This window comes from Aeromonas fluvialis, assembly GCF_000819885.1.
Lineage (GTDB): Bacteria > Pseudomonadota > Gammaproteobacteria > Enterobacterales > Aeromonadaceae > Aeromonas > Aeromonas fluvialis.
Genome location: NZ_CDBO01000047.1, coordinates 92,725 through 108,469, shown reverse-complemented (window position 1 = coordinate 108,469; position 15,745 = coordinate 92,725). Strand labels below are relative to the sequence as shown.

Below are 15,745 nucleotides of genomic sequence, written 5' to 3'. Positions count from 1 at the left end.
GGGGTTTTTTATTGGCTGATATTCAGCAAATCGCCTGAAAATTGGTCAAATTTATCCTCCCCTTCTCGCACATTTGGGATTATTTGAGTCTCAAAAAATGAGGGGATCAGTAAGGGGATTACCCCCTAAATTCCTTATCTTCCCGTCTGTTTTACTCATAAAAACGGCCCTAACGGCGTAAAATGGCGCTTTATTTCGTCCGTCGGAGATGGCCCATGTTTTGCCCAAAATGCGGCGGTCAAACCCTGCAGTGCGTCAGTCCCAAAGAGTATCGTTGTGGCTGCGGTTTTCATTTTTTCCAGAATGTCGCGACAGCTGTGATGGTGGCGATCTGCTGGCAGGACGAGGTGCTGGTTGCGGTGCGTGCCCGCAATCCGGGCGAGGGATTGCTGGATCTGCCGGGGGGATTTGTCGATCCCGGCGAGTCGTTGGAGGGGGCGCTGGTGCGCGAGTTGCAGGAGGAGCTGGGATTCGATGTCAGCGCTCAACCTTGCACTTATCTTGGTTCGTTCCCCAATATCTATCCCTACGATGGCGTCACCTATGATACCTGTGACATCTTTTTCGCCATCAGGCTGAGTGAAAAACCGGTCATCCAGCCGGCCGACGATGTGGCTGCTTGCCAGTGGCTGAAGATCAGCGATACCCCCTTGTCCCGTTTTGCTTTCGAATCGACGCGAACCGCGATGGTGCGGCTGCAACAATTCTCTTTATAAGCCAGACTCTTGCGGATGACGGTGGGGATTGGCTGCGACCATCCCTGTCTCATCCTTGTCCGCTTTTCGTCCACAGGTGCCATCCGTCAGGCGGTGAGTGGTATAGTCAGCAATGGATCCGGATTCAAGGAGCATATCGTGAAGAAGATAGTTCTCATCTTGCTTGGCCTGGCCGTGGCGGCCTTGCTGGCCATAGTGACGCTGATAAGCCTTATCGACCCAAACCAGTTCAAGCCCCAACTGGCAGAGCTGGTGCGCAAGAGCACGGGCCGGGAGCTGGTGATGGCGGGGGAGATGGACTGGCGCTTCTGGCCCAGCCTCGGCCTCTCGCTGGAGCAGGTCGCCCTGCGCAATCCGGACGGTTTTGCCGAGCCGGATCTCGTTCGTTTCGAACAGGGGGAGGCCTCGGTGGCCCTGTTGCCGCTGCTCTCCCATCGTCTGGAGATCGGCAAGGTTACCTTGAGTGGCGCCCATCTCTTTATCCAGACCAAGGCGGATGGCAGCTCCAATCTGAGCGGACTGATCAAAGATGCCACTGCTGATGCAAGCGAACCGGTCGTCCCCCCAACCCCTGCGCCAACCGCTGATAGCAAGCCCTGGCAGATCAGCTTGCAGGGTGTCGCGCTCTCCCAGGCCAGTGCGCTGGTACAGGATGATCGCAGCCGCACCTCGCTGCGACTGGATCGTCTCGATCTCGATATGGGGCAGCTGGCCACCGATCAGTGGGTACCCGTGACGCTGGCGGCCAAGGGAAGTGCCGACAAGCTCGCTTTCGATATCAAGGGGCAGGCCCAGATCAAGCTGGCGCAGGAGGTGATGGCTAGTGAACTGAAAGACTTGAGCCTCAGTGGCAGCCTGAGTGACCCGTCCCTGCGACTCGACAGTTTTTCCATCAAGGGAGATCGACTGGCTCTTGGTGAGTGGAGCAACCTCACGTTGGCGCTAAAAGGTGCCAAGGTAGAGGGGCAACAAGCTTCACTGGCTGGCTCGCTGGAGGGTTCGCTCAAGGGGCGGCTCGATAAAGAGATGAAGCTTGCCGAACTCTCCGATATGGTGCTGACAGCCGCGTTGGAAGGTGATGCGCTGCCGCGCCCGGAGATGAAGCTGAAACTGGCCGGTTTTGCCCGCGTAGAACTCGACAAGCAGTTGATTACCTTGAGCAAGTTGGTGATGAGTGCCGATGAGGTGCTGTTGAGTGGTGATGGAAGCGTGCAGCTTGGTGCTGTTCCCGCGCTCACCTTCGATCTCAAGGGGGAGACGCTGGATCTCGACAAATGGCTCGCCAAATCGACACCGGCTACGATCGCACAGGCGAAAGAGGAGAAACCGGCTACGATCGCACAGGCGAAAGAGGAGAAACCGGCGGTCGGTGCTTCGAATACCGCAGCAAGTGGCAATCAAGCTGCAACCGGCAAGCGCGAAGCCTTTGCTACTGTTGAACCGGATTTGGGCGCGCTCAGAGAGGGGGGGCTGGATGGTCGGTTGCAACTCGGCAGCCTGCGTCTGAAAGGGCTGGATCTGGGTAGTGTTGACCTGCAAGTTGCGCTGACCAAGGGGTTGCTTACTCTCAAGCAGTTCAAAGCTAACGTGGCGGGCGGGCTGGTGACGGCGAAAGGCGAACTCGATGCACGCCAGCAGCCAGCCACCTACAAGCTGCACAAGCAGGTGGCTGGGGTAAACATTCGTCCCTTGCTGCAGACCTTGGCCCAGAGCGATCTGCTGGAGGGCAAGGGCGATCTGGATGTGCAGGTACAGGGGCGAGGTCTTTCCGCGCTGGCGCTGCGCAACGGGATGCAGGGCAAGGTCACAGTGAAGCTGAGCGACGGAGCCCTGCACGGCATTAACTTGGCAGAGATGATCCGCAAGGCGCGAGCGACCCTGACCGGTAAGGGGGTGGATCAGGTGAAAGAGGTGCGCAAGACCGACTTCAGCGCCCTGACCGCCAGCTTCCAGATTGCTGATGGCATTGCCCGAAGCAAGGATATCCAGCTGTTTGCCCCCGCACTGCGGGTTCATGGCCAAGGGCAAACGGCACTGGTGCCCGAGACACTCGACCTCCTGTTCCTGACCTCCATCGTCGAGAGCAGCAAGGGGCAGGGGGGCAAGGATGTGGATGAGTTGAAGGAGATCACCATTCCGGTGCGTATCGGCGGCCACTGGCAAGCCCCCAGCTATCAGCTAGATGTGAAGGCGCTGCTGCAGAACAACAAGATATTGGAAGAGAAGGCGCGCAAGGAGGCCGAGCGGGGTATCAAGAAACTGCTGGGTGACAAGGCCGACAACGAAGGGGTGAAGGGGGTTGCTGATCAGCTGCTCAAGGGCTTGTTCAAATAACCTTACCCTGTTGTTTTATCGCCATACAGAGCCCGCGCCGTGCGGGCTCTTCTTATGTTGGGGAGCGTTCTGCCATCATCATATCGAGCAGTACGTTGGTCTGACAGATCTATAAATAAGGCCCGCCTGAAGCAATTCAGGTGGGCTCATTTTCATTGTCGCCGGCGGGAATTACTCCCCCAGCAGGGTTTGCCAGACGCCGAGCACATGACTGCGCTCGTTCTGCAACTGATCGTTGCTCACCTTGCGGGAGATCTCCGAGAGGTTGAGGCGATGGCCGAGGTTGCGGATCTCCAGGTAGGCCTGTTTCAGTTCCTCGGCCTGCTCCAGGGGCAGAACTCCCACCATCACACACTCATCGAAGATGCGCACGTTATCGGACCAGCGAGTGAGCGCCTCCGGTTCGTCGCAGGCGTGGGCCAGCACAAGGTACTGGGCGATAAACTCGATGTCCACCATACCGCCGGGGGACTGCTTGAGGTCGAACTCGCCAGCACCCGCCTTGAGCAGATGATCCCGCATTTTCTGGCGCATCTCGCGCACCTCGCGGGCCAGGAGCGGCAGCTCCCGCTCTTTGGCCAGCACGGCGCGGCGGATGCGGGCAAACTCGGCGATCACCGCCTCATCGCCATAGATGGGGCGGGCCCGCACCAGTGCCTGATGCTCCCAGGTCCAGGCTTCGTTTTGCTGATACTGCTCATAGGCCGACAGCGAAGAGACCAGCAGCCCGGAGTCACCGGAGGGGCGCAGCCGCATATCGATCTCGTAGAGGATCCCGGACGGGGTGCGGGTGCTGAACAGGTGCAGGATCCGCTGCGCCAGGCGCAGGTAGAACTGGCGGCTGTCGATGGGCTTGCGCCCGTCGGTATAGCTGTTGGGATCGCCGCCGTGCAGGAACACCAGATCGAGATCCGATCCGTAGCCGAGCTCGATACCGCCCAGCTTGCCGTAGGCCACCACCGCAAAGCCACGCTGGCCGTTCACCGCCACCTCGGGTGGCACCCCGTAGCGCTCGCTCATCTGGGCCCACGCCTGATTGACGACCTCCTCGGTGATCGCCTCCGCCAGCCAGGTGAGGTGGTCGCTCACCTTCATCAGCGGCAGGGCGCCGGCGATGTCGGCCGCCACGATGCGCAGCAGCTGCACCTGTTTGAACTGGCGCAGCGCCTCCATCTGCTGCTCCACGTCTTCCTCGGGGATGCGCAGCAGGAACTGGCGTAGCTGGGGCTTGTACTGATCGAGCGGGGTAGGGTGGTATAAGTGCTGGGGATCGAGCAGCTCGTCCAGCAGGATGGGGTAGCGGGCCAACTGCTCGCTCACCAGATGGCTGGCGTCGCACAGCCGTACCAGCTGGCGCAGGGCGCCCGGGTTCTCTGCCAGCAGCTGCAAATAGGCGCTGCGGGTGAAGATGCGGGTCAGCAGCTCGCACACTCGCTCGAACAGACGGGCGGGTTGCTCGCTGGCGACCACCAGTCGCAGCAGCTCAGGCATCAGCCAGTCCAGCGCGATGCGCCCCTGCGGGCCCACCTGACGGCGCTTGTACTCCTCCTTGAAGCGCAGCAGGGCGGCGCAGAGCGAGGCGGGGTCCTCCACCCCCTGCGTGGCCAGCAGTTTTTCCAGCTCGGCGGCGTCGAGCTCGGTGCGCCAGAGATCGAGCCAGAGCTGTTCCAGATGGGCGGGAGCCTCTTTTTCCTCCCCCACCACGGCGGCGAACTCTTGGTGGACGGCGGCCATCTCCTCGTCCAGATGAGCCATAAAGGCGCCCCAGTCAGTAAAGCCGAGGGCGGCGTCGAGCCGCTGGCGATCCCGCTCCTCGGTGGGTAGGGTCTGGGTCTGCTGATCGCCGATCTCCTGCAAGATGTTTTCGACCCGGCGCAGGAAGCGATAGGCCGTCAGCAAGCGGTCGCAATGGGCGGATTCGAGGGCGCCGCACTGAGCGATGGCGGCCAGCGCCTCCGGCAGGTGACGCACCCGCAGCGCCGGTTCACGACCGCCGCGAATAAGCTGCAGCGCCTGGGCGATAAACTCCACTTCACGGATGCCGCCAGCCCCCAGCTTGATGTTGCCCTCCAGCCCCTTGCGGCGCACCTCGGCGGCGATCATTGCCTTCATCTGGCGCAGACCGTCGATGACGCCGAAGTCGATATAGCGGCGAAACACGAAGGGGCGCAGCATCTCGGCCAGCTCGACCGCGTGCTCGCACTGGGGCCCCAGCACGCGCGCCTTGACCATGGCGTAGCGCTCCCAGTTGCGACCGTGATGTTGGTAGTAATCCTCCATGGCGGCGAAGGAGATGGCCAGCGGCCCCGCATCTCCAAAGGGGCGTAAGCGCATATCGACCCGGAACACCTGACCATCCTGAGTGGGCTGGTGGAGGGCGTTGATGATGCGCTGCCCCAGCTTGATAAAGAATTGCTGGTTGGCGAGTTCGCGCCGCCCGCCAACTGTGTAGCCGTTCTCGGGGAAGGTGAAGATAAGGTCGATGTCCGAGGAGAAGTTGAGCTCGCCACCGCCGAGCTTGCCCATGCCGAGGATCAGCAGCGGTTGCGGGTTGCCGTCGCCATCCATCGGGGTGCCCAGCTCGTTGCACTGTTTGGTGTAGAGCCAGTCGCGGGCGCTGCAGATTAGGGCATCCGCCAGTTTGGTTAGATGGATAAAGCTCTCTTCGACCTCGGCATGACCCCGCAGTTCGCGCCAGGCGATCACCAGCATGCGGCTGCGGCGGAACTGGCGCAGGATGCGCTTGAGCGCCTCTTCATCGCTCACCTCGGCGAGCAGGGCGGTCAGATCGTGTTGGTAAGCTGGCCAGCGTTCGGTTCGTTCGAGATCACCGGAGGCAAGCAGCTCGGTCAGCAATGCCGGCTGTTTGAAGAGGGAATCGGCGACAAAATCGGAGAGAGCGAGCTGGGTGAGCAGGAGCTGCCGGGTTGCCTCGGACAGGTCGCCGTAGTCTGGTGCCAGTTCGAGCAGTCGCTGCCAGTGGCGATGGGCCTGCGCTTGCAGCAAGGGGGAAAGAGTGGAAAAAGAGGGAGAGTGCTGGGCCACGGTTGCCATCCTTGTGGTTGACGAAGCTGCTGGGTGAAAAGGCTGGCTGCCAATCTAGCACTGTCGGGCCCCCGCGTCACAGCGCAGGGGCGAGAAGCATGATCCGGCAAATAAAAAAAACGCCCCGACGTCGTGTCGGGGCGTTTTCTTTTGTGACGCTCAATCAGTGGCTGTCGACCCAGACGAACTTGAGGGCGAACAGCAGGGCGACCACCAGCACGCAGGGGTTGATCTCGCGCCAGCGGCCGGTGCCCGCCTTCATCACGCAGTAGGAGATAAAGCCGACGGCGATCCCCTCGGTGATGGAGAAGGTGAATGGCATCATCACTGCGGTCATAAAGGCCGGTACTGCTTCGGTCAGATCTTCCCACTCGACCCGGGTCAGCTCGGAGCACATCAGCACGCCCACATAGATGAGGGCGCCCGCTGCGGCATAGGGCGGTACCATGGCGGCAACCGGGGAGAAGAAGATCGCCAGCAGGAACAGGATGCCGACCACGATGGCGGTTAGACCGGTACGGCCGCCAACGGCGACGCCGGCGCTGCTCTCGATATAGGTGCTGATCGAGGAGGTGCCCATAAAGGCGCCGCCAACCGAGCTGACGCTATCGACCATCAGCGCCTGCTTCATGCGCGGGAAGTGGCCCTTGTCATCGGCCAGCTTGGCGCGGTTAGTGACGCCAATCAGGGTGCCGGAAGAGTCGAACAGGTTGACCAGCATGAAGGAGAAGATGATCCCCGCCAGGCTGATGTCGAGCGAGCCCATCAGATCCAGCTGGCCAAAGACAGGCTCAATGCTGGGGGGCATGGAGACGAAGCCCTTGAAGGTGACATCGCCAAACAGCCAGCCCAGGGTGGTGGTGACCACGATGGCAATCAGCACGGCGGAGTGAACGCCACGGGCGGAGAAGATGCAGATGATAAAGAAACCGAGCAGCCCCAGCAGGCAGGGCAGGGAGGTGAGGTTGCCGACGGTCACCATGGTGGCGGGGCTAGCGACCACGATACCGGCGTTGTGCAGACCGAGCAGGGCGATCAGCAGACCGATACCGGCGGTGATGCCGACCCGCAGGGTGAGCGGAATATTGGCGATAAGCCAGTAGCGCACCCGCAGCAGGGTGAGGATCAGCAGGCCCATGGCACCCCAGAAGATGGTGCCCATGCCCACTTGCCAGGAGTAGCCCATGCCCGCGACGACCACGAAGGCGAAGAAGGCGTTGAGGCCCATGGCGGGGGCCAGGGCGATAGGCAGGTTGGCGAACAGCCCCATCAGTATGCTGCCGATACCGGCGATCAGGCAGGTGGTGACGAAAACGGCCTGGGTGTCCATACCGGCCGCAGAAAGGATCTGCGGGTTGACGAAGACGATGTAGACCATGGTCAGGAAGGTGGTGATGCCGGCGATCACTTCGGTGCGGACGTTGGTGCCATGGCCTTGCAGGGCAAACAGACGCTCAAGCAATCCTTGCCCGGCGGCCTGTGCGGGGGCCTGGTGTGGTTGATTCATGTTGGATTCCAATAGGTGACGTGAAATAAGCAGCAGGAGCGGGGCATCCTCCATGGGGGAGTGACGCCCGCTTTCTGGTGGTTAAATAACCAGACTCATCCTGGTACCGTGACGGCGCGCACATTTTTACACAGGCGGCGCCGTTTACAAACCCCGGATCTGCGAGGCAGATCAATGAATAGCGCAAAAATTCAAACGTTTTCCCATCGAAAATAAAAAAGTTCTCGCTGGAGAACCTCTTGAGGGGCTGGGGGGGGTCAGAGGGTCTTGAAGTAACGATCCACCAGCTGGGCCAGCACGGAGTCGAGCTTGTCCTGCATTTCTCCCAGTTCCCGCCCCATGCGGCGCAGGAAGAGGCTGGCCTGCTCCTCACTCAGCTTGCGGCCGTCGATGAAGAACTCCTGTTCCGGCAGCTGCTTGTCATAGCGGGGCTGCAGGGTCCAGCTCACCAGCTCTGGCTCCACGGCGGCGAAGATCCTGGCGGCGGCGGCACAGAAGGTCTCGATGTGCGCCTTGCCGTCCGGCCCGAGACAGCCCGGTTCGACCCGTATCTGGATGGTCAGTTTCTTCTCTGTGGTGGGCGGGGTCGTCATCTTGCTACATCCATGCATAAAAGGTATCTGTCTTGGATTGTAAGCCATCGGGCACAAGAAAGGGGAGCCTGGGCTCCCCTTGTCGCATTTGCCGGTTTACTTGGCGATGCGCTTGTATTTCGCGCGGTGCGGCTGGATGGCCTCGGCGCCGTAGGTCTTCTTCTTCCACTCTTCGTATTCGGTAAAGTTGCCTTCGAAGAATTCGATCTTGCCCTCATCCTGATAGTCCAGGATGTGAGTGGCAATACGGTCGAGGAACCAGCGGTCGTGGGAGATGACCATGGCACAACCCGGGAACTCCAGCAGGGCGTTCTCGAGGGCGCGCAGGGTTTCGATATCCAGATCGTTGGTCGGTTCATCCAGCAGCAGCACGTTGCCGCCGGTCTGCAGCAGCTTGGCCAGATGCAGACGACCCCGTTCACCACCGGAGAGCTCGCCAACCCGCTTCTGCTGGTCGGAACCCTTGAAGTTAAAGCGGCCGATGTAGGCGCGGCTCGGGAACTCGTAGTTGCCGATGCGCAGGATATCCTGACCATCAGCGACTTCTTCGAATACCGTCTTCTTGTCATCCATGCTGTCGCGGAACTGATCGACAGAGGCCAGCACCACGGTTTCACCCAGCGTGATGGCGCCGGAGTCCGGCTGTTCCTGACCCGACATCATGCGGAACAGGGTCGACTTACCGGCACCGTTCGGACCGATGATGCCGACGATGGCCCCCTTCGGAATGGCAAACGACAGATCGTCGATCAGCACCCGATCACCATAGGATTTGCGCAGGTTGGCCACTTCCACCACCTTGTCGCCGAGGCGCGGTCCGGGCGGAATGAACAGCTCGTTGGTCTCGTTGCGCTTCTGATAGTCGTTGGTGTTGAGCTCCTCGAAGCGTGCCATACGGGCCTTGGATTTGGCCTGACGTCCCTTCGGATTCTGGCGAACCCACTCCAGTTCCTTCTCGATGGACTTGCGACGGGCCGCTTCGGAACTTGCTTCCTGCGCCAGACGGGCGTCCTTCTGCTCCAGCCAAGAGGAGTAGTTGCCTTCCCACGGGATACCTTCGCCGCGGTCCAGCTCCAGGATCCAGCCAGCCACGTTATCGAGGAAGTAACGGTCGTGGGTAATGGCCACAACAGTGCCTTCGTAATCGTGCAGGAAGCGCTCCAGCCAGGCCACTGATTCCGCATCCAGGTGGTTGGTCGGTTCGTCCAGCAGCAGCATGTCCGGCTTTTCCAGCAGCAGACGGCAGAGTGCTACACGGCGACGCTCACCACCGGAGAGGTGCTTGATCTGGGCATCCCAGGCTGGCAGGCGCAGGGCATCGGCCGCACGCTCCAGCTGGTTCTCCATGTTGTGGCCACCCTGGGCCTGGATGATGGCTTCCAGCTCGCCCTGTTCGCGGGCCAGCTTGTCAAAGTCGGCATCCGGGTCGGCGTAGGCCGCATAGACCTCGTCGAGACGGGCCATGGCGCGCTTCACTTCGCCAACGGCCTCTTCGACCGCTTCGCGCACGGTCTGCTCCGGATCCAGTTTCGGCTCCTGCGGCAGGTAGCCGATCTTGATGCCGGGCTGCGGACGGGCTTCCCCTTCGATCTCGGTATCGATGCCCGCCATGATGCGCAGCAGGGTCGATTTACCGGCGCCGTTCAGACCCAGTACGCCGATCTTGGCGCCCGGGAAGAAGGATAGGGAGATGTTCTTGAGGATATGACGCTTGGGCGGCACTACCTTGCCGACCCGGTTCATGGTGTAAATAAATTGAGCCATTGGCTAATTCTCTTCTTTTTCAGCATGTTAATGTCTTGGCACTAACAGACTGAGGTCGTGGTGGGGCCTGGTCGACACAGGTCAACCGGGTTCCAAAAAACCCGTCGATTGTAAACCAATGGGCAGGGGTGGGCAAAGATGGGGGAAAGATAGGCCGCCCGTGACAATGACTTCATATGGCGCCTCTTTCCGGGAGGACGCGACTGTGCAGTGCATTTGCACAATCAATCACGAGCGGCTGGCAGTGGATGGCATTCTGCGGGTCGCACTTTTCGCCGTGCAGACCGGTATTGTGGAGCACCCGGCCCCCGATAAAAGGGCACCTTGCAGGCTTAGGTCACCAGGGTGGTGGAGGAGGTATCCATCTATTTTGCCGAGGTGTGGTCGGTCTGGTACAGCCAGTTGATACAGGCGGCTTGGTGGTTCCACTTGTCATCAGTGCCAGTAATGACTGCTACCGCTCGACCTTGGTAATGGTGGTCAGCCATACCGGGGGCACGACGAACCAGATAGGGGGCGCCTTCACACGAAGCATAATCAGCTTGCGGTTATCCAGCTGACGCATGGTCACCTTGACCTTGTACTATGTGCTCGGATCGGCCTTTCGCCCGGTAGGGACAAGATCACTGCGATAGGCCCTCATGCTAAAGCTTCTGGTGCTGATGACGATATCGCCACGGTGCGGCGCCGGATCCCGGCGAAAAGAAAACGTTGCGCAACGTGGATGCGGTTTTTGTCAGTAACGGACCGGTCGATCAATGGCCTCAGGGCTGTTTGTGCCCAGCGAAGTAGAGCACTCGTTTCACGTACTCCTGCGTTTCATCATAGGGAGGGATGCCACCGTAGCGCTCCACCGCTTTTTCCCCTGCATTATAAGCCGCCGAGATCAGCACCCAGTCACCATCAAAGCGGCGATCCAGCCACTTGAGATAACTGACGCCGCCTTTGATGTTCTGGACCGGATCGAAGGGGCGCGTCACGCCAAAGCGTTGCTGGGTTTCGGGGATAAGCTGCATCAGCCCCTGGGCATTCTTTGGTGAAACGGCGTTGCTGTTGAGGTTGGATTCCGCAATGGCAATCGCCAGCACCAGTCGGGCATCCACTTTATGATGCCTGGCAGCGTGGCGCAGCATGGTGACCAGTTTCTGCTTGTCGGGTGGCAATCGGGTAACCCAGGAGTCGACATTGAAGGGGGCAGAGGGGAGTCGGGCCAGATAGCCACCCTGACTGCTACGGATGCCGATGCCACACTGATCTCCCATGGGGGCATTGCCGATGCGGGTGTTGTAGTAGCGGGCAGCCTGCTGGTTGCCCAGGCGCATCGCCATGGCGAGGTAGCTGTTGGCCAGCTTGGCGCTGCGCACCGAGGCGGGGCCGGTGGCGAGCAGGCGGCCGATCCGGAAGTACCCTTCAGGATTGCCGGTGCTGGCGGCGACACAGTAGAGGTTGATGGCCTTTTGCAGATGACCGTTTTGCTGAGCTACCTGACCCTGCTTGAGCGCCGTCAGCGCCTTGGGGGCCTGCCTGAAGTCCCTGCCTTGTGCCATCGCCGACGCTGTACCTGCCAGTAACAACGACAAAAAAAGCAGCAAAAACAGTCCGTTTTCGCTGATATTCCTCATGGGTTATCTCCTGTTTCAGTAGAGAATATATAGAGGAACATGGCTGCCATTGCCACGAAACCAGTGGATCCTGTTGTTATAGCGCGGGGGTTTCAGAGATCAAAATGGTATGGAACCAATATCACACGAGCCATTTATCGAGGCTTTTCTGTTGCTTGGAAGTCGTGTTGGTCTTCCTGTTCATCTGCGCTGGCCTCGGGTTGGTCACGTTAGCATCGGCTGCGATGGCTGCGCCAATCAGGAGAAGGGGGCGGATCATGAGGTGGCGGTGCCCCGCCAGATGCGGGGCCTGTGGTGGTTTGACGGTCAGAAGAAACGGCCGTTGTTATCGTCGCTGTCGTCCCAGCCGCCGCCCTGGCTGTCGTCATCGAGAAAGCGGCTGCCGGCATCGGGAGGGGGGCTGTGACCGACGCCGGTGGCGGCGTAAAGCGCGGGGGTATGCTGCTCACGCTGCCAAACAGGCCAGAGAGGAAACTGCCGCCGTTTGGAGTGCTCGGGCGTGACTCCAGCTCTTTGACTCGCTCGTTGAGGCGGGTGAGGGCCGCCTGCTGGATCAGCAGAGACTGTGCCATGTAGTAGGGGGCATCGGGCTGCTCTGCCAGATGTTGCCGGATCCGCTGATCCGCTTGTTGATCTCGCTTGCTATCACTGGCTTGTGCTTGCTTGAGGCAGTCGAACAGTCCATCGATCAGACCCTGTTCCTGTGGTTGCATCTCAGCTCCTCGCTATGGGCGCAGACAGTGGGTTCAGCCATCCTAAAACTCACGGAGCATCCGTGGTATCTGATTAACTCATCAATGACAGAGGGGTTGCCGGGGTCTTCAGGGGACTCCTGGCGGTGGTACTGAAAGGGGTTGTGCGTTTTGTCGCAGAGTTGGCGCGGTGCGCTGCATCTTGGTGCAGTGAGTGTCAATGCCAGATGACAGGCACCAGAATGGGGCGTTCAGCCTGACTGTTGTGATCCTTTTCACAAAAAATAGACTGGACCCCATAACGAAGCCCTGTGGACAGGGCTCGCAGCCTGCCCGCAACGGCAGGCGACAGACACTCTCTCTTTACTTCGCTTGGATACAGGTTATGGACAACACCTCGATTCGTACTGCCCATCCTATTTATGAGGATGTGCTGGCTCTGCTGACGGCGGCCGGCTTTGTTTCCCTTGGCATCTTTCTGTTTCATCAGGTTGGCCTGCTCACCGGCGGGACTGCCGGGCTGGCGCTGCTGCTGCAAAAGGTGACCGGCATCAGCTTCGGCCTGCTGTTTTTCGGCATCAACCTGCCCTTCTATGCGCTGGCATGGTTGCGGATGGGGCCACGTTTTACCTTCAACACCTTTGTTTCGGTGGCGGCGGTCTCCTACATGACCGATCACCTCAACGGTGTGTTGCAGATCGGCAAGATAGAGCCCCTCTATGCGGCGCTGATCGGCGGCACCCTGATTGGCATGGGTCTGCTCATCATGTTCCGTCACAAGTCGAGTCTGGGGGGCTTCAACATTCTGGCGCTCTTTATTCAGGATCGCTTTGGCATCCGGGCGGGCAAGCTGCAGATGGGGCTCGATTGCGCCATTGTTGTTGCCTCGTTTTTCGTGGTTCAGCCCTGGATCCTGGCGCTCTCCATCGTGGCGGCGGTTATCTGTAATCTGGTGTTGACTCTCAACCACAAGCCGGGTCGTTACCAGATTGCCTGACGAGCGGCAGCCGTGACACGATAAGACAAGCGTGACCCGATAGCACGAGGCGGCCTGATGGCCGCCTCGTCTGTTTCTACCCTGATGTTTGTTCGCTGCGCCTAGCTCGCCTGCTCCAGCCTGCTGTCGCCGCTCGTAGCGTTGTCACTGATGGCGTTGCAGCTGATGGCGTGACCACCGACGGCGAGCGGGGTGTGGCAGGCCACCTGATGATGGGCCTCATCACACGCCTCAAGCCTTGGCGCCTTGCTCTTGCACAGCTCGGTCGCATGGGGGCAGCGCTGGTGGAAGTGGCAGCCGCTTGGCGGCGAGATGGGGGAGGGCACATCGCCGGTCAGCAGAATGCGCTGGCTGCGCCTGCGCGGATCCGGCACCGGAATGGCCGAGATCAACGCCTGGGTATAGGGGTGGCGCGGCGCCAGATAGAGCGACTGGGCATCCGCCAGCTCGACGATCCGCCCCAGATACATCACCGCAATCCGATCCGAGATGTGTTTGACCACCGACAGATCGTGGGCGATGAAGATGATGGCGAGGTTCATCTCCCGCTGCAGGCTGAGCAGCAGGTTGACGATCTGGGACTGCACCGAGACATCGAGAGCCGAGACCGCCTCGTCGCACACCAGCAGCTTGGGCTTGAGGGCGATGGCGCGGGCGATGCCGATCCGCTGGCGCTGACCGCCGGAAAACTCGTGGGGGTAGCGATCCACCGCGCTGTCCGGCAGCCCCACTTTTGCCAACAGCTCCTGCACCCAGGCGCGGCGCTGCTCGCCATTGCCCTTGCCGTGGATGATGAAGGGCTCCTCCAAAATCTGGCCCACGGTGTGGCGGCTGTTGAGAGATTCTGCAGGATCCTGAAACACCATCTGCATCTCCTGACGCAGGGAGCGCATCTCCTTGGGCGAGAGGTGGGTGATGTCGCGCCCCTCGAAGGTGATGGTGCCCGCGGTCGGCTCGAACAGCTTGAGCAGACTGCGCCCGAGGGTCGACTTTCCACAGCCCGACTCACCCACCAGCCCCAGCGTCTCCCCCTGTTTCAGGTCGAAGCTGATGCCATCCACCGCGTAAACCGTATATTTCTTGCGCAGCAAGCCGCCTCCCAGCCGGAAGTGCTGTTTCAGATCTCTGACTGATAACAGAGTGCTCATACGGTCAACTCCTTCCAGTAGTGACAGGCGACATGGTGACGCGAGGTTAGCTGCTCCACCGCCGGAACGGCGCTGACACAGAGATCGGTCGCGTGGGGGCAGCGGTTGGAGAAGCGGCAACCAGCGGGCATCTCGTGCAGGGCTGGCACCTGTCCCTTGATGGTCTTGAGCAGGCTCTTGGGCTCATCCTCAAGGCGCGGGATCGAGCTCATCAAGCCGTGGGTATAGGGGTGACGGGGGTGGTCAAACAGTTCGAACACATCAGCCTGCTCCACCGCCCGCCCGGCGTACATCACCACCACTTCGTCGCACAGCTCCGCCACCACCCCCAGATCGTGGGTGATAAAGATGATGGCCATCCCGGTCTGGGCCTGCAGCTCTTTCATCAGTTCGAGGATCTGGGCCTGAATAGTGACATCCAGCGCCGTGGTCGGCTCGTCACAGATAAGCAGGTCTGGCTCGCAGGAGAGCGCCATGGCGATCATCACCCGCTGGCGCATGCCGCCGGAGAGGTTGTAGGGATAGACCGCAAAGCGTTGGGCCGGTTCAGGGATCCCCACCTTTTGCAGCATGGCGATGGCAGCGGCTTTGCGCTGGGCCTTGTCATACTCGGGGCGATGGAGGCGAAACACCTCCATCAGCTGCTCCCCCACAGTCTGCACCGGGTTGAGGGCCGTCATCGGCTCCTGAAAGATCATCGAGATGCGGTTGCCGCGCACCTTGTACATCTGATCCGGCGCAAGCGACAGCAGCTCCTCCCCCTGAAAGCGGATGGATCCGGCTACCACCTGACCGTGGGGTTTGGGCAAGAGCCCCATGATGGCGAGCGAGGTGACGCTCTTGCCACAGCCAGACTCGCCGACAACGCCTAAGGTCTGACCCGGGGCCACCTTGAAGCTGACCCCGTCGAGCACCTTGATCTTGCCGTCGTCGACGGCGAACTCCACCTCGAGATCGCGTACTTCGAGGATTGGGGCTGGGTGCTGGCCGCTATCAACGGCGAACTCCCCCCCGTTATCCGGTACGTCGAGGATTGGGGCCTGGTGCTGGCCGCTATCAACGGCGAACTCCCCCCCGTTATCCGGTACGGTAAGGAGCGAGGCTGGGTGCTGGCCGTTATCAGCGGCGAACTCCCCCCCGTTATCCGGTACGGCAAGGAGCGAGGCTGGGTGCTGGCCGTTATCAGCGGCGAACTCCCCCCCGTTATCCGGTACGTCGAGGATTGGGGCCTGGTGCTGGCCGTTATCAGCGGCGAACTCCCCCCCGTTATCCGGTACGTCAAGAATGGGGGCCTGGGTGTTGGGCATAACGGCTGTTCCCTTCGCAA

General features: G+C 60.6%; 11 protein-coding genes. 3 read left to right on the top strand and 8 right to left on the bottom strand.

Annotated features, from left to right (window positions below):
* The first annotated feature begins 215 nt into the window (after positions 1–215).
* Both BN1125_RS10440 and BN1125_RS10435 read left to right on the top strand, forming a co-directional pair.
* Entirely contained in the window at positions 216–716 is a 501-nt protein-coding gene (locus BN1125_RS10440; RefSeq protein ID WP_042012231.1) for an NUDIX hydrolase, read from the top strand.
* A gap of 138 nt (positions 717–854) precedes the next feature.
* Entirely contained in the window at positions 855–3,050 is a 2,196-nt protein-coding gene (locus BN1125_RS10435; protein ID WP_042012230.1) for an AsmA family protein, read from the top strand.
* A 171-nt stretch (positions 3,051–3,221) separates the two neighbouring features.
* Here BN1125_RS10435 and glnE read toward each other — a convergent pair whose 3' ends face one another.
* The 6 genes from glnE to BN1125_RS18135 all read right to left on the bottom strand — a co-directional run bounded on the left by glnE (position 3,222) and on the right by BN1125_RS18135 (position 12,294).
* Complete coding sequence (gene glnE, locus BN1125_RS10430; protein WP_042012229.1) at positions 3,222–6,095, bottom strand: bifunctional [glutamate--ammonia ligase]-adenylyl-L-tyrosine phosphorylase/[glutamate--ammonia-ligase] adenylyltransferase; 2,874 nt, start codon at positions 6,093–6,095, stop codon at positions 3,222–3,224.
* 163 nt (positions 6,096–6,258) lie between these two features.
* Entirely contained in the window at positions 6,259–7,602 is a 1,344-nt protein-coding gene (locus BN1125_RS10425; protein WP_042012241.1) for an NCS2 family permease, read from the bottom strand.
* 257 nt (positions 7,603–7,859) lie between these two features.
* A complete protein-coding gene (locus tag BN1125_RS10420) occupies positions 7,860–8,195 on the bottom strand; it encodes a hypothetical protein (RefSeq protein ID WP_042012228.1) in 336 nt (111 codons plus the stop codon).
* Positions 8,196–8,291: 96 nt separating this feature from the next.
* A complete protein-coding gene (gene ettA / locus BN1125_RS10415; RefSeq protein ID WP_042012227.1) occupies positions 8,292–9,959 on the bottom strand; it encodes an energy-dependent translational throttle protein EttA in 1,668 nt (555 codons plus the stop codon).
* Between the two features lie 764 nt (positions 9,960–10,723).
* Positions 10,724–11,581: a lytic transglycosylase domain-containing protein gene (locus BN1125_RS10410; protein ID WP_042012226.1), complete on the bottom strand. Its 858-nt coding sequence runs from the start codon at positions 11,579–11,581 to the stop codon at positions 10,724–10,726.
* Positions 11,582–11,790: 209 nt separating this feature from the next.
* Positions 11,791–12,294 carry a DUF2076 domain-containing protein gene (locus BN1125_RS18135; RefSeq protein ID WP_244268493.1) on the bottom strand — a complete coding sequence of 168 codons (504 nt, stop codon included), beginning with the start codon at positions 12,292–12,294 and terminating at the stop codon, positions 11,791–11,793.
* A 364-nt stretch (positions 12,295–12,658) separates the two neighbouring features.
* On the opposite strand from BN1125_RS18135, the gene BN1125_RS10400 reads away from it, so the two are divergent.
* The gene (locus BN1125_RS10400) at positions 12,659–13,270 is read left to right on the top strand and encodes a YitT family protein (protein ID WP_005349421.1); all 612 of its coding nucleotides are present in this window, start codon (positions 12,659–12,661) and stop codon (positions 13,268–13,270) included.
* A gap of 101 nt (positions 13,271–13,371) precedes the next feature.
* Here the strand turns inward: BN1125_RS10400 and BN1125_RS10395 are convergent, their stop codons facing one another.
* Together BN1125_RS10395 and BN1125_RS10390 are read right to left on the bottom strand one after the other, a co-directional pair.
* Positions 13,372–14,418, bottom strand: coding sequence for an ABC transporter ATP-binding protein (locus BN1125_RS10395; protein ID WP_042012225.1), 1,047 nt, complete (start codon positions 14,416–14,418; stop codon positions 13,372–13,374).
* Positions 14,415–15,452, bottom strand: coding sequence for an ABC transporter ATP-binding protein (locus BN1125_RS10390; RefSeq protein ID WP_042012239.1), 1,038 nt, complete (start codon positions 15,450–15,452; stop codon positions 14,415–14,417). Before BN1125_RS10390 ends, BN1125_RS10395 begins: the two co-directional genes overlap by 4 nt.
* Positions 15,453–15,745 lie beyond the last annotated feature (293 nt).